This window comes from Pseudomonas sp. SZ57, assembly GCF_009495975.1.
Taxonomy (GTDB): domain Bacteria; phylum Pseudomonadota; class Gammaproteobacteria; order Pseudomonadales; family Pseudomonadaceae; genus Aquipseudomonas; species Aquipseudomonas syringae.
In genome coordinates, this window is record NZ_WIBD01000028.1 from 33,641 (window position 1) to 49,681 (window position 16,041).

15 protein-coding genes are annotated in these 16,041 nt (G+C 61.6%); 4 read left to right on the forward strand and 11 right to left on the reverse strand.

The features are described from left to right. Positions 1–83 precede the first annotated feature (83 nt). On the forward strand, positions 84–1,148 hold the full coding sequence (hemE, locus tag GE543_RS22430; RefSeq protein WP_003414256.1) for a uroporphyrinogen decarboxylase: 1,065 nt from the start codon (positions 84–86) through the stop codon (positions 1,146–1,148). 228 nt (positions 1,149–1,376) lie between these two features. After that, on the forward strand, positions 1,377–2,558 hold the full coding sequence (locus GE543_RS22435; RefSeq protein ID WP_153222412.1) for a Fic family protein: 1,182 nt from the start codon (positions 1,377–1,379) through the stop codon (positions 2,556–2,558). A 44-nt stretch (positions 2,559–2,602) separates the two neighbouring features. Here the strand turns inward: GE543_RS22435 and GE543_RS22440 are convergent, their stop codons facing one another. The 4 genes from GE543_RS22440 to GE543_RS22455 all read right to left on the reverse strand — a co-directional run bounded on the left by GE543_RS22440 (position 2,603) and on the right by GE543_RS22455 (position 7,850). Next, the gene (locus GE543_RS22440; RefSeq protein WP_153222413.1) at positions 2,603–4,078 is read right to left on the reverse strand and encodes an amidohydrolase family protein; all 1,476 of its coding nucleotides are present in this window, start codon (positions 4,076–4,078) and stop codon (positions 2,603–2,605) included. 3 nt (positions 4,079–4,081) lie between these two features. Beyond that, positions 4,082–4,942: a MurR/RpiR family transcriptional regulator gene (locus GE543_RS22445; protein WP_003414261.1), complete on the reverse strand. Its 861-nt coding sequence runs from the start codon at positions 4,940–4,942 to the stop codon at positions 4,082–4,084. Further along, positions 4,943–6,292: a GntP family permease gene (locus tag GE543_RS22450; RefSeq protein WP_004409270.1), complete on the reverse strand. Its 1,350-nt coding sequence runs from the start codon at positions 6,290–6,292 to the stop codon at positions 4,943–4,945. It lies immediately after the preceding gene. A 289-nt stretch (positions 6,293–6,581) separates the two neighbouring features. After that, positions 6,582–7,850 carry an MFS transporter gene (locus GE543_RS22455; protein ID WP_371927231.1) on the reverse strand — a complete coding sequence of 423 codons (1,269 nt, stop codon included), beginning with the start codon at positions 7,848–7,850 and terminating at the stop codon, positions 6,582–6,584. Positions 7,851–7,965: 115 nt separating this feature from the next. Between GE543_RS22455 and GE543_RS22460 the strand changes: the two genes are divergently transcribed. Both GE543_RS22460 and GE543_RS22465 read left to right on the forward strand, forming a co-directional pair. Further along, positions 7,966–8,856 carry a LysR family transcriptional regulator gene (locus GE543_RS22460; RefSeq protein WP_153222415.1) on the forward strand — a complete coding sequence of 297 codons (891 nt, stop codon included), beginning with the start codon at positions 7,966–7,968 and terminating at the stop codon, positions 8,854–8,856. Between the two features lie 122 nt (positions 8,857–8,978). Next, positions 8,979–9,821, forward strand: coding sequence for a trypsin-like serine protease (locus GE543_RS22465; protein ID WP_153222416.1), 843 nt, complete (start codon positions 8,979–8,981; stop codon positions 9,819–9,821). Positions 9,822–9,974: 153 nt separating this feature from the next. On the opposite strand, the gene GE543_RS22470 is transcribed toward GE543_RS22465, so the two are convergent. Genes GE543_RS22470 through GE543_RS22500 form a run of 7 tightly spaced genes read right to left on the reverse strand, consistent with a single transcriptional unit; the run spans position 9,975 to position 16,028 of the window. Next, entirely contained in the window at positions 9,975–11,201 is a 1,227-nt protein-coding gene (locus GE543_RS22470; RefSeq protein ID WP_153222417.1) for a beta-ketoacyl-ACP synthase, read from the reverse strand. Next, positions 11,201–11,929, reverse strand: coding sequence for a 3-oxoacyl-ACP reductase FabG (gene fabG, locus GE543_RS22475; protein WP_003414275.1), 729 nt, complete (start codon positions 11,927–11,929; stop codon positions 11,201–11,203). The genes GE543_RS22470 and fabG overlap by 1 nt, the downstream gene beginning before the upstream one ends. Continuing rightward, positions 11,926–12,381 carry a hotdog family protein gene (locus GE543_RS22480; protein WP_003392291.1) on the reverse strand — a complete coding sequence of 152 codons (456 nt, stop codon included), beginning with the start codon at positions 12,379–12,381 and terminating at the stop codon, positions 11,926–11,928. Before GE543_RS22480 ends, fabG begins: the two co-directional genes overlap by 4 nt. After that, positions 12,378–13,574 carry a beta-ketoacyl-[acyl-carrier-protein] synthase family protein gene (locus GE543_RS22485; protein WP_100072845.1) on the reverse strand — a complete coding sequence of 399 codons (1,197 nt, stop codon included), beginning with the start codon at positions 13,572–13,574 and terminating at the stop codon, positions 12,378–12,380. The genes GE543_RS22480 and GE543_RS22485 overlap by 4 nt, the downstream gene beginning before the upstream one ends. Continuing rightward, positions 13,571–14,053 (reverse strand): hypothetical protein, encoded by a 483-nt coding sequence (locus tag GE543_RS22490; protein WP_100072844.1) that lies wholly within the window; start codon positions 14,051–14,053, stop codon positions 13,571–13,573. The genes GE543_RS22485 and GE543_RS22490 overlap by 4 nt, the downstream gene beginning before the upstream one ends. Continuing rightward, the gene (locus GE543_RS22495; protein ID WP_003414280.1) at positions 14,050–14,784 is read right to left on the reverse strand and encodes a class I SAM-dependent methyltransferase; all 735 of its coding nucleotides are present in this window, start codon (positions 14,782–14,784) and stop codon (positions 14,050–14,052) included. Before GE543_RS22495 ends, GE543_RS22490 begins: the two co-directional genes overlap by 4 nt. After that, entirely contained in the window at positions 14,781–16,028 is a 1,248-nt protein-coding gene (locus tag GE543_RS22500; RefSeq protein WP_103696664.1) for an NAD(P)/FAD-dependent oxidoreductase, read from the reverse strand. The genes GE543_RS22495 and GE543_RS22500 overlap by 4 nt, the downstream gene beginning before the upstream one ends. Positions 16,029–16,041: the final 13 nt, after the last annotated feature.

Sequence of the window (16,041 nt, forward strand, 5' to 3'; positions counted from 1 at the left end):
CGATAGACAAAAGGCACGGCTCTCGCCGTGCCTTTTGCGTCGAGCTCTGAGAAAATGCCGGCACTTTTATTGCGGATGCCGACATGACTGCCCTGAAGAACGACCGTTTCCTTCGCGCTTTGCTCAAGCAACCCGTAGACGTCACGCCGGTATGGATGATGCGTCAGGCAGGTCGTTACCTGCCGGAATACCGCGCCAGCCGCGCCAGTGCCGGGGACTTCATGAGCCTGTGCAAGAACCCGCAGTTCGCCTGTGAAGTCACCTTGCAGCCGCTGGATCGCTACCCGCTGGATGCGGCAATTCTGTTCTCCGACATCCTGACCATTCCCGATGCGATGGGCCAGGGGCTGTACTTCGAAACCGGCGAAGGCCCGCGTTTCAAGAAAACCGTCAGCACGCTGGCTGACATCGAAGCGTTGCCGATCCCTGATGCACAGCAGGATCTGGGCTACGTGATGGATGCGGTCAGCACCATTCGCCGTGAACTCAACGGTCGTGTACCGCTGATCGGTTTCGCTGGCAGCCCGTGGACGCTGGCGACCTACATGGTCGAGGGCGGTTCGTCGAAAGACTTCCGCAAGTCCAAGGCCATGCTCTATGACAACCCGCAAGCCATGCACCTGCTGCTCGACAAGCTGGCGCAGTCAGTGACCTCCTACCTCAATGGCCAGATTCTGGCCGGTGCGCAGGCCGTGCAGATCTTCGACAGCTGGGGCGGCAGCCTGTCTTCGGCGGCCTATCAGGAGTTCTCGCTGGCCTACATGCGCAAGATCGTCAACGGCCTGATTCGCGAAAACGACGGGCGCAAGGTGCCGGTGATCGTGTTCACCAAAGGCGGCGGTCTGTGGCTGGAAAGCATTGCCGACATCGGTGCAGACACCCTCGGGCTGGACTGGACCTGCGACATCGGCGAAGCGCGTCAGCGTGTCGGCAGCAAGGTTTCGCTGCAAGGCAACATGGACCCGACCGTGCTGTACGCGCGCCCGGAAGCCATCCGCCAGGAAGTCGCGCGTATCCTTGCCAGCTACGGCAGCGGCACCGGCCACGTCTTCAACCTCGGCCATGGCATCACCCCTGAAGTCGACCCGGCCAATGCCGGCGCGTTCATCAACGCGGTGCACGAGTTGTCGGCGCAGTATCACCAGTAGTTGCTGGGCTGACGATGTTGGTTTTTGAGAGTTAAACCTGTGGGAGAGGAATAGAAAAGACTATTCCTCTTGCTGATTCTCATGGCTGATCGCTGGTCATCGGACGACGGTAGTGCTCTTAGGGACAAGGAGTGATAAATTGCCGGCAAGAAATCCGGCAAAAATAGCCGGTTAAAAATTACCCAGGCCCTATAAATAGGGGCGTTAGACGGGGTTTAAAGCCGGCAAATGGCATTCACACCGTACATTCCCCAAGACAAAGCGCCCGATGAGTTGCAGGATCAGGTCGTGCAGATCATGCGGCTCGATGCGGCTCTCCACGCGAAAATTCCGGGCCCGCTGCGCTTGCCGATGATGAATCTACTTCGGGTGGTGAATTCTTACTACAGCAACAAGATCGAGGGTAACTCCACGATTCCCGCCGACATTCTGCGTGCCGAGGATGCGCCTCAGGAGTTCAAGGGTGCCAAGGACCTGCAGGAGATCAAGCGTCACATTGAAGCCCAGCGTCGACTTACCGATGAGCCTATCAATCAGGTCGACGTGTGCACGAAGAGCGCTATCTCACGCATGCACCGCGAGTTCTATGTTGGCGTGCCCGAAGATATGCTGGATATTCAACTCAATGAGAAGGGCGATACCGTGCGTATGGTCCCCGGCGAATTCCGGCATTTAGGGGTTCGCGTCGGCAAGCACATCCCGCCAACCGTCGAGCAGATGCCCACATACCTCAACGATTTTGAGCGAATGTACCGCCTGGACTGGATCCACGGCCTTTCGGGCTTCTTTGCGGCTGCAGCGTCGCACCACAGGCTGATGTGGATTCACCCATTTATGGATGGCAACGGTCGCACCGGCCGCCTGTTCACGGATCAGTACCTCAAGGCAGCTGGCTTTGGTGGGTATGGTCTGTGGTCCATGAGCCGTGGATTTGCCCGCAACGTCGCCGCCTACTACGAGATGCTTGGCGCCGCCGACCACCCGCGCAAAGGTGAGCTGGACGGGCGGGGTGAGCTCTCGGATAGTGGCCTGTTGCGCTGGACCCGTTTCTTCACGGAGACTGCCCTGGATCAGGTGCAATACTTCAGCGCGCAGCTTGAACCGGAAAGGCTTGGCGAGCGGATCGACGTTTATTTCGAGATGCGCAGCCGTCGCGCGCTTTCGGACAGCAAGGGCGAGACTCTTCCTGAGCTCCGTATAGAGGCCCGAGATGTCTATAAGGCGTTGCTCTATCAGGGCGATCAGCAGCGCGCTGATATTCAGGCCCGCTTGGGCGTCGGCGAGCGCACCACACGCAGTCTGTTGAGCCAGATGGCCAAAGAGGGCTTGATAACGTTGGACGGCCGCAAGCCGGTAGCCCTGAACCTATCCCGGCACTCGATCGAGTTCCTGTTTCCCTACCTCTGGTAACACTGTACGTACCAGGGGCATCCTTCCCTTTTCAGCGCCGACGACTACGTCGGCGCTTTCGCATCCGCAAAGCCTTCGCGCAGCGAACCGTTGCGTGGCAGGAATCGGCCCTGTCGCTCGCCTTGCGGTTTGCCGTCGGCGTAGCTCAAGCGGCCGTTGACCCAGACACCGTCGATGCCCTGCGCCGCTCGCTGAGGATCTTTGAAATCCGCAACGTCGCGTACGGTTTGCGGGTTGAACAGCACCAGATCCGCCCAGTAACCCTCGCGAATAAGGCCGCGTTCGTGCAAGGCGAAGCGCGCGGCCGACAGCCCGGTCATTTTGTGTACGGCGGTGTGCAACGCAAACAGCCCCTTGTCGCGGCTGAAATGCCCGAGCACCCTCGGGAACGCGCCCCACAGGCGCGGATGGGGAAACGGGTCTTCCGGAAGGCCATCGGAGCCGATCATCGTCAGCGGGTGAGACATGATGCGCTCGACGTCGCCCTCATCCATGCCGTAGTACACCGCGCCTGCAGGTTGCAACTTGCGTGCGGCGTCCAGCAATGACAGCCCCCAGTCGGCGGCAATGTCCTGCAGATCCCTGCCGCCCTGATCCGGGTGCGGCGTAGACCAGGTGATGGTGATGCGGAACGCGTCTGTAACTTGTTTGAGGTCCAGCGTCGAAGAGCTGGCCGCATAGGGATAGCAGTCGCAGCCTACCGGATGGTCCTGCGCGGCTTTTTCCAGGGCCGCCAGCAGTTGTGGGCTGCGTCCCCAGTTGCCTGCACCGGCGCATTTCATGTGCGAGATGATGACCGGTGAGCGCGCATGGCGACCTATATCGAATGCTTCCGCCATGGCCTCCAGCACCGGCTCGAATTCGCTGCGCAGGTGGGTGGTGTAAATCGCGCCGAATGCGCTGAGCTCTTCCGCCAGTTGCTTGACCTCGCTGGTTTCGGCCGAGAACGCCGAGGCGTAGGCAAGGCCGGTCGATAACCCCAGTGCGCCGGCTTCCAGGCTGTCGCGCAACTGCTCGCGCATGGCGGCAATTTCTTCCGGGCTGGCGCTGCGCAACAAGTCATCCATGTGGTTGCTGCGCAAGGCGGTATGGCCAATCAGGGCCGCCACGTTGACGGCGGGCCGGGCGTTGTCGACGGCCGCGCGGTAGTCGGTGAAACGTGGATAGACGAACGCCGCCGCGTCGCCCAGCAGGTTCATCGGGTCGGGCGGATTGCCGCTCAGCGAGACCGGCGACGCGCTGATCCCGCAGTTGCCGACGATGACGGTCGTCACGCCCTGACTGATCTTCGGCAGCATCTCGGGTTTGCGGATGACCACCGTATCGTCGTGGGTGTGCACATCGATAAACCCTGGCGCCAGCACGCGACCGGCTGCATCGATTTCTTCACGGGCACTGGCATCGCTCAGACTGCCGATGCGCTGGATGCGTCCGTCGCTGATCGCCACATCGGCGCGTATCCCCGGTGTGTCACTGCCGTCGATGACCAGTGCGTCGCGAATGATCAGGTCATAAAGCATGGTTCAGTCTCCCAGCGGCAGGCCATCTTCGCCGCCACGGTATTCATCCAGTGCAAGCTTGATCCGGCGCAGCCGCTCCTGATTGTCTTCAGGGCTCGCCAACGCCAGTTCAGTGGCCAGCACGTCAATGGTCAGCAGCATGCCGTAACGCGCTGCGGTGGGTTTATAGATGAAATTGGTTTCAGCAATCTGTAGCGGCAGCACGACCTCGGCCAGTTGTGCCAGCGGTGAATCAGGCAGCGTGATGGCCAGCACGCGGGCACCGTAGCTGCGCGCCAGGGTCACGGCGTCGAGCAGTTCCGGTGTGCGTCCGCTGAGCGAGCAGACAATCAGGCTGTGTTGCGGGCCAAGCGTGGCGGCGACCATGCGCATCATCACCGGGTCGCGGCAGGCGGCCACCGGGTAACCCAGGCGCACCAGCCGGGTTTGCAGTTCCTCGCTGCACAGGCTGGAGCAACCGCCCATGCCGAATGTGTGAATCATGCGCGCATCGGCGACACAGGCGATGGCGGCGGCAAAGCGCGTTGCATCGAAGCCGGCCAGGTGCTGGCGCAGGGTGGCTTCGATGTCGTCGACAATTCGGGTGAAAAACGCCGACTGCTCCGGCGCCGGTTCCGGATGCAGAAAGCGGCTGCCGACGCCGCTGGCCTGGGCCAGTTGCAGGCGCAAGTCGCGCAGATCCCGGCAACCGATGCTGCGCGCGAAACGTGACAGCGTCGCACTGCTGACCTCGGCGCGGCTGGCCAGCTCATCCAGACTGGCACTGGCCGCGAAGGCGATATCGCTGAGCAACAGCCTGGCGATTCGTCCTTCTCCTGCGCTGAAGGAATCCTGACGGGCACGTATCTGGTACAGAATGTCCACTCAAAGCACCTGCGCCAGGCCCAGCGTCAGGGCGAAAGCGACGACAGAAATCAGCGTCTCCAATACCGTCCAGGTCTTGAACGTTTGCGCGACGGTCATGTTGAAATACTCCTTGATAAGCCAGAAACCACCGTCGTTGACGTGGGAAAAGATCACCGAGCCTGCGCCCGTTGCCAACACCAGCAGTTCGGGGTGCGGGTAACCCAGCCCCAGCGCGACAGGTGCGACGATGCCCGATGCCGTGGTCATCGCCACCGTTGCCGACCCCGTCGCAACCCGCATCAGTGCCGCGAACAACCAGCCCATCAGCAGGGGCGACAGATGAAAGTCCTGCGCCAGACCCACGATCTCATTGGTCACGCCGCTGTCGATCAGAATGCGGTTCAAGCCACCACCGGCGCCTACCAGCAACGTGATGCTCGCGGTCGGTGCCAGGCACTCGTTGGTGAATTTCAGAATCGAGTCGCGGTTGAAGCCCTGCGCGATGCCCAGTGTCCAGAAACTCAGCAGGGTGGCCAGCAGCAGGGCAATCACCGAGTTGCCGATGAACAGCAGAAAGCTGTTGAACGCGCTGCCCGGTGTACTGATCAGGTTGGCCCAGCCACCCAGCAGCATCAGCACCACCGGCAGCAGAATCGTGGCCATGGTCAGGCCGAAGCTGGGCAGCTTCTGGCGTGGCTCGCGGTCGAGAAACTGCTTGGCCAGCGGGTTTTCAGCTGGCAAGTGGATGCGCGGCACAATGAATTTGGCATACACCGGACCGGCGATGATCGCCGTCGGGATGCCGATCAGGATGGCGTAGAACAGCGTTTGCCCTACCGACGCCTGATACGCCTGCACCGCGAGCATCGCAGCAGGGTGCGGCGGCACCAGCGCATGCACCACCGACAGACCGGCGACCATCGGCAGGCCGACCATCAGAATCGACACCCCGACACGCCGGGCCACAGTGAAGGCAATCGGTACCAGCAGAACGAAGCCGACTTCGAAGAACAGTGGCAAGCCCACCAGAAACGCAATGCAGACCATGGCCCAGTGCGCGTTACGCTCGCCAAAGCGATCGATCAGGGTGCGCGCCACCTGCTCGGCACCGCCAGACTCGGCCATCATCTTGCCCAGCATGGTGCCCAGCGCCACGACCAGCGCGATATGCCCCAGCGTTTTGCCAACCCCCGCTTCATAAGAAGCCACCACGCCACTGGCCGGCATTCCGGCGACCAGGGCCAGACCGACCGAAACAAGCGTAATGACGATAAACGGATTGAGGCGGTAACGCGCGATCAGCACGATCAAGGCGATGATGGCGACAGCGGCGTAGACCAATAGCGAAAGACCGGGTGACGGCGACATAGCGACGATTCCTTGCAAAGTGGGTAGGCGAGGGCGCAACACCAACAGCTGAAGCTGTCAGCCTGAAGGCGACTCGGGAGTACTCGGCAGGGACGACGCAATAAGGTGGAGCAGGGGCGTTTCAGGGCGATCACAGGTATTCATTGTTTTTATCTCTGTTTTCGTGATGAAAATAAATTACACGAAAATTAAATATAAACAAATATATGAAAATAAATTTCTTGGAAAGGGTCAGGTGCCTGATGGGAGTGCCATTGCGTCTCCCCATCCGCCTGCGTCTGCCGGGTGACTAAACCTGCGCCCCCAGCGGCTGCAACCTTGCCAGTCGCAACGCCACACCAAGGGCAATCAGCAGCAACACGCCTATAAACAGCCCGATACCGTTCCAGCCCGCGTAGTGCCAGAACACGCCGCCGCCGGTTCCGGCCACGCTCGAGCCTGCGTAGTAACAGAACAGGTACAGGGACGCGGCCTGGCCTCTGGCGGTGGTGGCCCTGCGTCCGACCCAGCTGCTGGCCACCGAATGTGCGCCGAAGAAGCCGAAGGTGAAGATCAGTACACCGACGATCACCAGCGGCAGAGGGGTGAACAGGGTCAGCAGCAGGCCGGCCAGCATCATCACGATCACCGCCCACAGCACCTGTCGGCGGCCAAGGCGGTCAGCCAGCGAGCCGATCTTTGCCGAGCTGTAGATGCCTGACAGGTACACCACGGAAAACACGCCGACCACGGCCTGGCTCAGGTTGTAGGGTGCGCTCAGAAAGCGGTAGGCGATGTAGTTGAACAGCGTGACGAATGCGCCCATCAGCAGGAAGCCGGTCAGAAACAGCAGCGGCAAGCCTGCATCACGAAACTGCACCACAAACCCGTCGAACAGACTGCGAGGGTGCAGCGAGCGCGGGCGGAAGTTGCGCGACGCCGGCAGGATCTTCCAGAACACCGCTGCGGCGATCAGCGCCAGCCCGCCGACCACCAGCATCGCCGCGTGCCAGCTGACGTAGTCGATCATCACCCCGACGATCAGCCTTCCGCTCATGCCACCGACGGCGCTGCCGCCGATATACAGCCCCATCGCCAGGCCCAGATGGGTGGGGTGGATCTCCTCGCTCAGGTAGGTCATCGCCACTGCCGCCAGGCCGCTCAGTGACAGGCCCACCAGGGCACGGGTAATCAGCACGCCCTCCCAGCTGGGCATCAAGGCGCTGGCGATGGTGAACAGCGACGCACAGAGCAGCGCCATGACCATCACCGGCTTGCGCCCCAGCCGATCGGATATCGGCCCGGTGATCAGCAGGCCGATGGCGAGCATTGCCGTGGCGACGGACAGGATCAGGCTGCTTTGTGCCGCCGTCAGGGAGAACTCGCTGGACAGCGTCGGCATCATCGGCTGTACGCAGTACAGCAGGGTAAAGGTCGAAAACCCACCAGCGAACAGCGCCAGAGCCGTGCGTTTGAAAAGCGGCGTGTTCTTTTCGATGTAGGTATCGCCGGGCAGTGTCGACGACTGTACGGACGAGGTGTTCAAGTCGGGGGTGGGCGGGGCAACGGCAGGGTTCACAAAGACCTCAGGGCACGGTTGAGCAGGCAATGAAAAAATCATATAGCTCGCTAATCATTCCATCCAATATATTGTTCGACCTGTTTGATAGGTAACACGACTTAATGGAGGCCGCATGGAATTGCGTCATCTGCGTTACTTCATCGCGGTTGCCGAAGAGCTGCATTTTGGCCGCGCCGCGCAGGCGCTGGGGATTTCGCAACCGCCGCTCAGCCAGCAGATTCAGACGCTGGAGCAGGAACTGGGCACGCGTCTTTTCGAACGCACCAACCGGCGCGTCGAGTTGAGCGAATCCGGGCGGCTGTTTCTCGACGAGGCACGGCTGGTGCTGGCGCAGGTCGACAAGGCCACCGATGTGGCGCGGCGTGCGCAACTGGGTGAAATCGGCGAGCTGAAGATCGGCTTTACCTCGTCTGCGCCGTTTACGTCGAGCATCCCGCAGGCGATTTTTGCCTTCCGCCAGGCCTACCCGGACGTGCACCTGACCCTGACCGAGATCACCAGTCAGGAAGTGGCGGCAGGTCTTGAGGACAAAAGCATTCAGGTCGGCATCATGCGCCCGCTGGCATTGCCCGACTCGCTGGTGGTGTTCGAATTGCTGAGTGAGCCGCTGGTGGCGATCATGCGGGCCGACCATCCGCTGGCGGCAGAAAGCGAGGAGGGAATCTACATGGCGGCGCTGGCCGCCGAGCCGTTCGTGTTCTTCCCGCGCACTTATGGCAGTGGCATCTACGCGCAAGTCCTGAGCCTTGCGCGCGCCGCAGGGTTCAGCCCGCTGATCACCCAGGAAGCGGGCGAAGTGATGACCGTCATCGGCCTGGTTGCAGCAGGCTTGGGCGTCACTGTACTGCCTGCGTCCTACCGGCGAATGCGCATCGACGGCGTGGTCTACCGCAACGTCCTCGACCCCGGCGCAACCAGTGCGGTGTGGCTGGTGCAACGCAAGGACGAACAATCGCCCATGGCCAAGGCGTTCACCGAGCTGTTGACGCGTAACGTCGGGTGAATGCCTGGCGTATATCCGGTACTCACTATCACTTTTGACAGTAGGCAGATCAGTGTTTTTTGCGTTGAATCTCATGTGCACCTGATGCTCCAGGACGGAATGACAGGAACAGGGAGAGAAGCATGCGCAAACAAATATGGATGATGGCTTTATTGAGCCTGTCGCTGACAGTGGCGGCAGACGAGAAAATTATCGGTGGTACGCCCGCACCCGCAGGTGCTTATCCTTTTTTCACTTCATTGACCAAGGAGGATGGCCAGCACCTCTGCGGGGGGGCGTTGATCGCTGCGCAATGGGTGCTTACGGCGGCACACTGCATACGTGGTCAGTCGCCTGCGTTTGTCCAGATTGCTATAGAGAAGTACGGGCCTCCGGTCGTCAGCCGGGACAAGATCAGGATCGCTGAAGCGTTTATTCCTGCGGATTTCAAAGGCTGGCAGGTTTACTCTAAAACAGGCGACGAAAAGGGATCGGGGCTTTACGACATTGCGCTATTGAAACTTGAGCGTCCAACCGAAAGTAAAGACATCCTCAAACTGGACGGCATTGATCAGGTGGTTGCGCACGAAGTCGGGATGCCTGTCACGCTGGCAGGTTTCGGAGTGAGAGAAACCGGCACCATGCCGAACGAGCTTTATCATGTTGACGGCTCGATTCTGGAAGATCGCAAATGCATAGACGTGCCGCCGGGCTATCCACCTACCTACTTTGATCCTCTCTTGAATGTGTGTTCGAGCAAGATTTCTGGCGGCGGCGATTCAGGCGGGCCGTTGCTCTTCAAAACGCAGAGCGGCTACGTCGGCGTTGCGCTGGTAAGTCGTGGTTTGCTCGACGCTAGTCAGATGACTCGAATTTCGTTCTACAAGGACTGGATCACGGACATCATTGCAAATGACAAGTGCGGCCAGCAGGAGAAGCCTGAGGGTACTGTTTCTGTGCGTTCTGTCGGCACTTCTGGCTGTTGACCACTGAGCGCCAGGACTCAGCCGTCACTGACGTCGCACTCTGCGTCGTCAGTGCCACTGTGAGAAAAAAGCGCTTTTATGTGCAGTGACTACAGGCAAAGCATGACTTTGCGCTGCCGCGTAGGGAACGACAGGTGCTCGGGAAGGCGCCGCTCAACCCCAACGCCTGAAGATCAGCGAGGTGTTCACGCCGCCAAATGCGAAGTTGTTGTTCATCACGTATTCGTTGCTCATGTGCCTTGGTTCGCCGACGATGTAGTCTAGTTCGCCGCACTGTGGGTCGATGTCGACCAGGTTGAGCGTATGGATATAGCGATCGCTGTTGAGCATTTCGATGCTGAACCATGACTCCAGCGCGCCGCACGCTCCCAGCGTGTGGCCGAGGAAGCTTTTCTGCGAGCTGAGTGGCATGCGCGGGCCGAACAGGCTGCTGGTGGCCAGCGTCTCGGCGATGTCGCCCTGCTCGGTGGCGGTGCCGTGACCGTTGACGTAACCGATGGCGTCAGGCGAAAGGTTGGCGTCTTCGAGGGCCAGCTCCATCGCGCGGCGCATGGTGGCCTGCTCGGGGCGAGTGCTGTGCGCGCCGTCGGCGTTGCTGCCGAAGCCGACGATCTCGGCGTAGATGTGCGCGCCACGTGCCTGGGCATGTTCCAGCTCTTCAAGCACCAGCATGCCGCCACCTTCACCGATCACCAGGCCGTCGCGTCCGCTGTCGTAGGGGCGTGGTGTGGTGTGTGGCGCGTCATTCTTGAGGCTGGTAGCGTACAGCGCGTCGAAGACCATGGCCTCGGTCGGGCACAGCTCTTCGGCCCCGCCCGCCAGCATTAGCGGCAGACGACCGAACTTGATCGCCTCGTAGGCATAGCCGATGCCCTGACTGCCACTGGTGCAGGCGCTGGAGGTCGGAATCAGGCGTCCGGTCAGGCCGAAGAAGATGCTGATGTTGGCGGCCGTGGTGTGCGGCATCATGCGCACGTAGGAGTTGGCGTTCAGGCCCACAGCCACCGAGTTGATCAGCATGTTGCCGAAGGCCTTGATCTCGTCGGTGCTACCGGTGGACGAGCCGCAGGCCGTACCCATGCGGCCATCGCGAATGATCGGGTCATTCAGCAGCCCGGCGTCGATCAGGGCCTGCTCCGCGGCCGCCACGGCCAGACGGGACACACGGCCCATGCTGCGCAGTTGTTTGCGCGTCCAGTGCCCCGGCACGGCGAAACCGTCGATGGGGCCAGCCAGGCGGGTATTGAGCTCGGCAAACCGGTTCCACTCGTCCATCCGGCGAATGCCGCTGCGATTGGCCGTGAAGCGTGCATCGATAGTCGGCCAGTCGCTGCCCACCGAGGTGATGCCGGACATGCCGGTCACTACCACACGCTTCATCAGCACAGTCCCCCGTTGACGGCCAGAACCTGACGGGTGATGTAGCTCGCTTCGGCCGACATGAGAAAATTCACCGCACCCGCCACTTCCTCGGGCGTGCCCATGCGTTGGGCCGGGATCATTTTCATCAGTTCGTCCACCGGCACGTTCTCGTCCAGCATGGCCGTATCGATCAGCCCCGGCGCGACGCAGTTGACGGTGATCTTGCGCTTGCCCAGTTCGATGGCCAGCGCCTTGGCGGCACCGATCAGCCCTGCCTTGGAAGCGCTGTAATTGACCTGGCCGCGATTACCGATCAGCCCGGAAACCGAGGTGATGCAGACGATGCGCCCTGCTGCACGACGGCGAATCATCGGCATCGTCAACGGGTGCAGGACGTTATAGAACCCGTCCAGGTTGGTGCGCAGCACCTGATCCCAGTCATCCTCGCTGAGTGCCGGAAACGCGCCGTCGCGGGTCAGCCCGGCGTTGAGTACCACGCCGTAATAGGCGCCGTGCGTCTCCACGTCCTCTTCCAGAATGGCCTTGCAGGCGGCCCGGTCCGAAACATCGAATTGCAGCACGCGTGCCTGACGGCCCAGCGCAACGACTTCGGCCTGCACCGCTTCGGCTTCGCTGCGGCCGGTGCGGCAATGCAGGATCAGGTCGTATCCGGCCTGCGCCAGACGCAGGGCGATGGCGCGGCCGATGCCACGGCTGGAGCCGGTGACCAGTATCGATTCAGTCATGCCGGGGCTCCTTCAGCCAGGTAGTCAGCAGTGTTGGGCGGGCAATATACATTGAGTCGGGCAAAAGCCTCGATACCCGGCCCGGTGAGGGTGCATTCGAACATGCCCATGCCGTTGTCGTCCTGCAGGGAGCGCACGGCATGGATGTGCAGTTCACTGCCCAGCGGGAAGCGCGTCACGTTGCAGTCGAACTTGCGACTGCCAAGCAGAAAACCCAGCTTGACCGCTTCGCCCTTGTTGCGCGCCTTGCAACCGGCATAGGCCGCGACGCTCTGCGCCATCAGCTCTATGCCCAGCCAGGCCGGCAGGCTGCCGTCGGCTTGATTGAACAGGCCGTCGGCGCGTACGGTCAGGCGGGTTCGAATCTGTTCTTCGTCAACGCTCAGCACCTGATCGATGAGAATCATGTCGCCGGCATGGGGGATGAGTTCGGCGAGCGGCCACTCGGTCATGGGGCATCTCCGATAATCAGGCTGATGTTGTTGCCACCGAAGGCAAACGAATTGCTCATCATGTAACGAGCGTTTTCAGGTGTCAGGCGCGAGCCTGCGTGTGTCCATTGCAGCGCAGGCAGGAGCGGATCGGCCTCGCCGTCCCACAGGTGCGGGGGCAGGGCCTGTTCGGTATTCTGCGGGGCCAGGCTCAGCCAGCAAAACGCCGCTTCCAGCGCGCCCGCCGCGCCCAGGGTGTGGCCGCTGAGCGGTTTGGTCGACGAGCAGGGCACGCCGTTCGGAAATACGCCCTGCACGGCCAGGCTCTCCATCGCATCGTTGTGCTGCGTGGCGGTGCCATGCAGGTTCAGATAACCGATCTGCTCCGCCTCGAGTCGGGCATTGCGCAACGCTTGCAGCATGGCATCGCGCGCACCACGGCCGGTGGGTTCGGGGGCCGAGATGTGGTGAGCGTCGCAGCTGGCACCTGCGCCCAGCAGGGCAATCGAGTGCCTGCTGTCGGCTTCACGAGTCATCAGGAACAGCGCGGCCGCCTCGCCGATATTGATCCCGTTGCGGTTGCTGGAGAACGGGTTGCAGAGCTGCGGCGACATGGCCTCGAGTGCCGAGAACCCCTGCAGGGTCAGCTTGCACAGGCTGTCGACGCCGCCGCACAGCACGGCATCGCACAGGCCCATGTCCAGCGCCCGACGCGCACTGAGCAACGCCCGCGAGCTGGACGTGCAGGCTGTCGAGATGACGTAGGCCGGGCCGCTCAATTGCAGCCAGGCGGCGAGAAAATTCGCCGGTGCGCCCAGTTCCTGTTGCCGATAATCGTAATCGTCGGGGAAGGTACGCTCACGCAGCCAGACGGCCATGCTCTCGCTCGCTTCATCGATGCCCGAGGTGCTGGTGCCGATGATCACGCCGATTCGCCCGGCGCCGAAGCGGGTGATGGCCTGGCTGATGTCCTCCTCGATCTGCAGGGCGGCGGCCAGCAGCAACTGGTTATTGCGGCTGCGATGCAAATGCACGGCAGGCGGAATGGGCGGCAGTGCGGATTTGACTGCACCGACCGGCAACGCGCGTTCCGGCACCCAGCCGCTTTCGAACACCATGCCCGAGCTGTCGCCTGCGAACAGCCTGCGCGACACCTCTTCACGGCTGTCGCCCAGCGAGCAGATCACGCCCAGCGCGTTGAGATAGGCGGTCATGGCAGGCTCTCGTTGTTCAGCGGTGTCACCTTGTAGCTCAGCCGGTCCTTGAGGCGGATGGTGAACGCGTTGGCCGACTGATATTCGACCAGCCAGCGGTCCTCCAGACGACGCTGCATGCCCTGGCGGTAAGCCGTCGGGTAGCGGCCATGCATTTCCAGGTCCGGGGTCATGGCGAACATCAGCGCAGCGAACAGCTCGCGGGCTTCCGGATTGGGCGGCAGCAAACCGTCGGCCTGCCATTTTCCGTCGATCAGCAACTGGCGCGCCTGGGGAATGCCCAGCGGGTCCATCATTGACCAGCGCAATCCGCCGTTTTCGCGCTGGATGATCAGCAGCCAGTCCTGATGCTGATCGGCCTGGCGACGTTCAATGTGCAGTTGCATCGGCAATTGCATGGTCGGTGCACTGGTCGGCAGCGGGGCTTGTGCCGCACAGCCGCCGAGCAGCAGGAAGGCTAAAAACAGTACGCGAATCATGATGCTCCAACTTCCAGGGGTTTGCGGGCCACGACATTGACCAGCGTTTCCTCACGTTGCCCGAATGGCCTGGGCTTTTGCAGTTTCAAGACCTCGAGCAGGCCGAAGTCCCTGGCGCGGCTCCACCACAGGTAAGGGTACGAAACATTCTGTGCATCGAACTCGAAACCCTGGTCGCGGATCATCTGCAGATACTGCGCCGCGCTTTTCTGAACGTGCATCGGGTGGCGGAACAGCCAGCGAATCACCCAGGTGTCGATGTACGCTTCGGTCGACTCGGCAAACAGCAGGTAGCCGCCCGGCTTGAGCACACGATAAAACTCGGCCAGCGCCTGTTCCTGCTCGACCAGATGATGGAAAGTCTGGTGGCAGAACAGCAGATCGACGCTGGCGTCGGGTACTTGCAGGGCTGCGCAGTCGCTGCCGATCAGCTCGACCTCTACGCCTCTGGCCCGAGCCTCTTCACCACTCATGTCGAGGCTGTGCGGATCGGCGTCGACACCGATGAGCCTGGACGGCTGAAAAACCTTGTTCAGCTGCTGAAACGACCGGCCTTGCCCGCACCCTGCGTCGAGCAATACCGGCGCAACCGGCGGCGGGCTGGTGAACAGGCTGCGCAAGTCGTCTATCGCCACGCGCAGCACGCGGTACTGCCAGATGTTGCTGCGCAGAAACCACAGGCCGAAGCGGGTTTCCTCGACATAACTGTCACTCAGGAACGGTCGATTCATGGGCCACTGTCCGCGCAGATTTCCGAGAGCGTGCGCAGGCGGCGCTTGGGCTCGCTGACAAACGGATTGCGTTCGTCCCAGGCATAACCGGCCAGAATCGAGCTGATCATGCGGCGGATGTCCGGAGCGCTGCCGGGGTAGAAAATCACATTCTGAAACGTACCGTCGTACCAGCCCTCGACATAGGCCCTGAAGGTGTCGACGCCACGCTTCAACGGCACCGCGAACTCGCTTTCCCAATCCACGTTTTCGCCTTGCAACTGCCGGCTCAGCACGCCAGCCGCCATGCTCGCCGAACGCATGGCGATGGTCACGCCCGAAGAGAACACCGGGTCGAGGAATTCCGCCGCATTGCCCAGCAGCGCAAAGCCCTTGCCGTGCAGGGTCTTGACGTTGGCCGAGTAGCCGCCGATGGTTCTCGCTGGCGTATCCCAGACTGCGTTTTTCAGCACGCTGGCCAGCTGCGGTGTTTCATCGATAAAGGCGCGCAGGCAGGCATCCAGATCCTCGGGCTTGTCCTTGAAGCGCTCGGCCGAGGCGACCACGCCTATCGAACAGCGGCCTTCGCTGAACGGAATCGACCAGAACCACACATCGCTGTGCTGCGGATGGATGCTGACGAGAATCTTGCGGCGGTCGAAGGGCGGGCTTTCGATGCGGTCTTCGATATGGGTGAACACCGCCTGGCGCACAGGGAAACCTGACGGCGCTTCCAGATCCAGCAAGCGCGGCAGCACGCGGCCATAGCCGCTGGCGTCGAGTACGAAGCTGGCCTGCACGCTGTATTCGCTGCCGTCCTCACGCCTCACACGCAAAACCGGCTGCGGGCCCTCGAAGTCGGCGCTGACGATCTCTTCCTGATAGCGGATGTCCACGCCTTGCAGCGCCGCCTGATCGGCGAGCAGTTTGTCGAACTCGCTGCGCTGCACCTGAAAGGTCGTCGGCTTGCCGTTGCTGAACGTATCGCCGAAGTCGAAATCGCTGTATTGCTCGCCACGCGCGAAGGCTGCGCCATTCTTGGGTTGGAAACCGGCAGCCTGCACGGCCTCCAGCATCCCGGCTTCTTCGACGAAGTCCAGGCAATGACACAGCAGGCTCTCACCGATGGAGAAGCGCGGAAACAGCTGGCGCTCGATGATCAGCACGTCATGGCCCTGGCGTTTGAGCAGGGCAGCCGCTATTGAACCGGCCGGGCCGGCACCGATGACGACGACCTGACGAATTTCCCTATCAGTGATGGGCACAGGTATTCCTTTT

Coding starts and splice junctions, on each gene's coding strand:
- GE543_RS22440 (WP_153222413.1), bottom strand. CDS start 4,078: ATGCTTTATGACCTGATCATTCGCGACGCACTGGTCATCGACGGCAGT.
- GE543_RS22450 (WP_004409270.1), bottom strand. CDS start 6,292: ATGTCGCCGTCACCCGGTCTTTCGCTATTGGTCTACGCCGCTGTCGCC.
- GE543_RS22470 (WP_153222417.1), bottom strand. CDS start 11,201: ATGAAGCGTGTGGTAGTGACCGGCATGTCCGGCATCACCTCGGTGGGC.
- GE543_RS22480 (WP_003392291.1), bottom strand. CDS start 12,381: ATGACCGAGTGGCCGCTCGCCGAACTCATCCCCCATGCCGGCGACATG.
- hemE (WP_003414256.1), top strand. CDS start 84: ATGACTGCCCTGAAGAACGACCGTTTCCTTCGCGCTTTGCTCAAGCAA.
- GE543_RS22460 (WP_153222415.1), top strand. CDS start 7,966: ATGGAATTGCGTCATCTGCGTTACTTCATCGCGGTTGCCGAAGAGCTG.
- GE543_RS22435 (WP_153222412.1), top strand. CDS start 1,377: ATGGCATTCACACCGTACATTCCCCAAGACAAAGCGCCCGATGAGTTG.
- GE543_RS22490 (WP_100072844.1), bottom strand. CDS start 14,053: ATGATTCGCGTACTGTTTTTAGCCTTCCTGCTGCTCGGCGGCTGTGCG.
- GE543_RS22485 (WP_100072845.1), bottom strand. CDS start 13,574: ATGACCGCCTATCTCAACGCGCTGGGCGTGATCTGCTCGCTGGGCGAC.
- GE543_RS22495 (WP_003414280.1), bottom strand. CDS start 14,784: ATGAATCGACCGTTCCTGAGTGACAGTTATGTCGAGGAAACCCGCTTC.
- fabG (WP_003414275.1), bottom strand. CDS start 11,929: ATGACTGAATCGATACTGGTCACCGGCTCCAGCCGTGGCATCGGCCGC.
- GE543_RS22465 (WP_153222416.1), top strand. CDS start 8,979: ATGCGCAAACAAATATGGATGATGGCTTTATTGAGCCTGTCGCTGACA.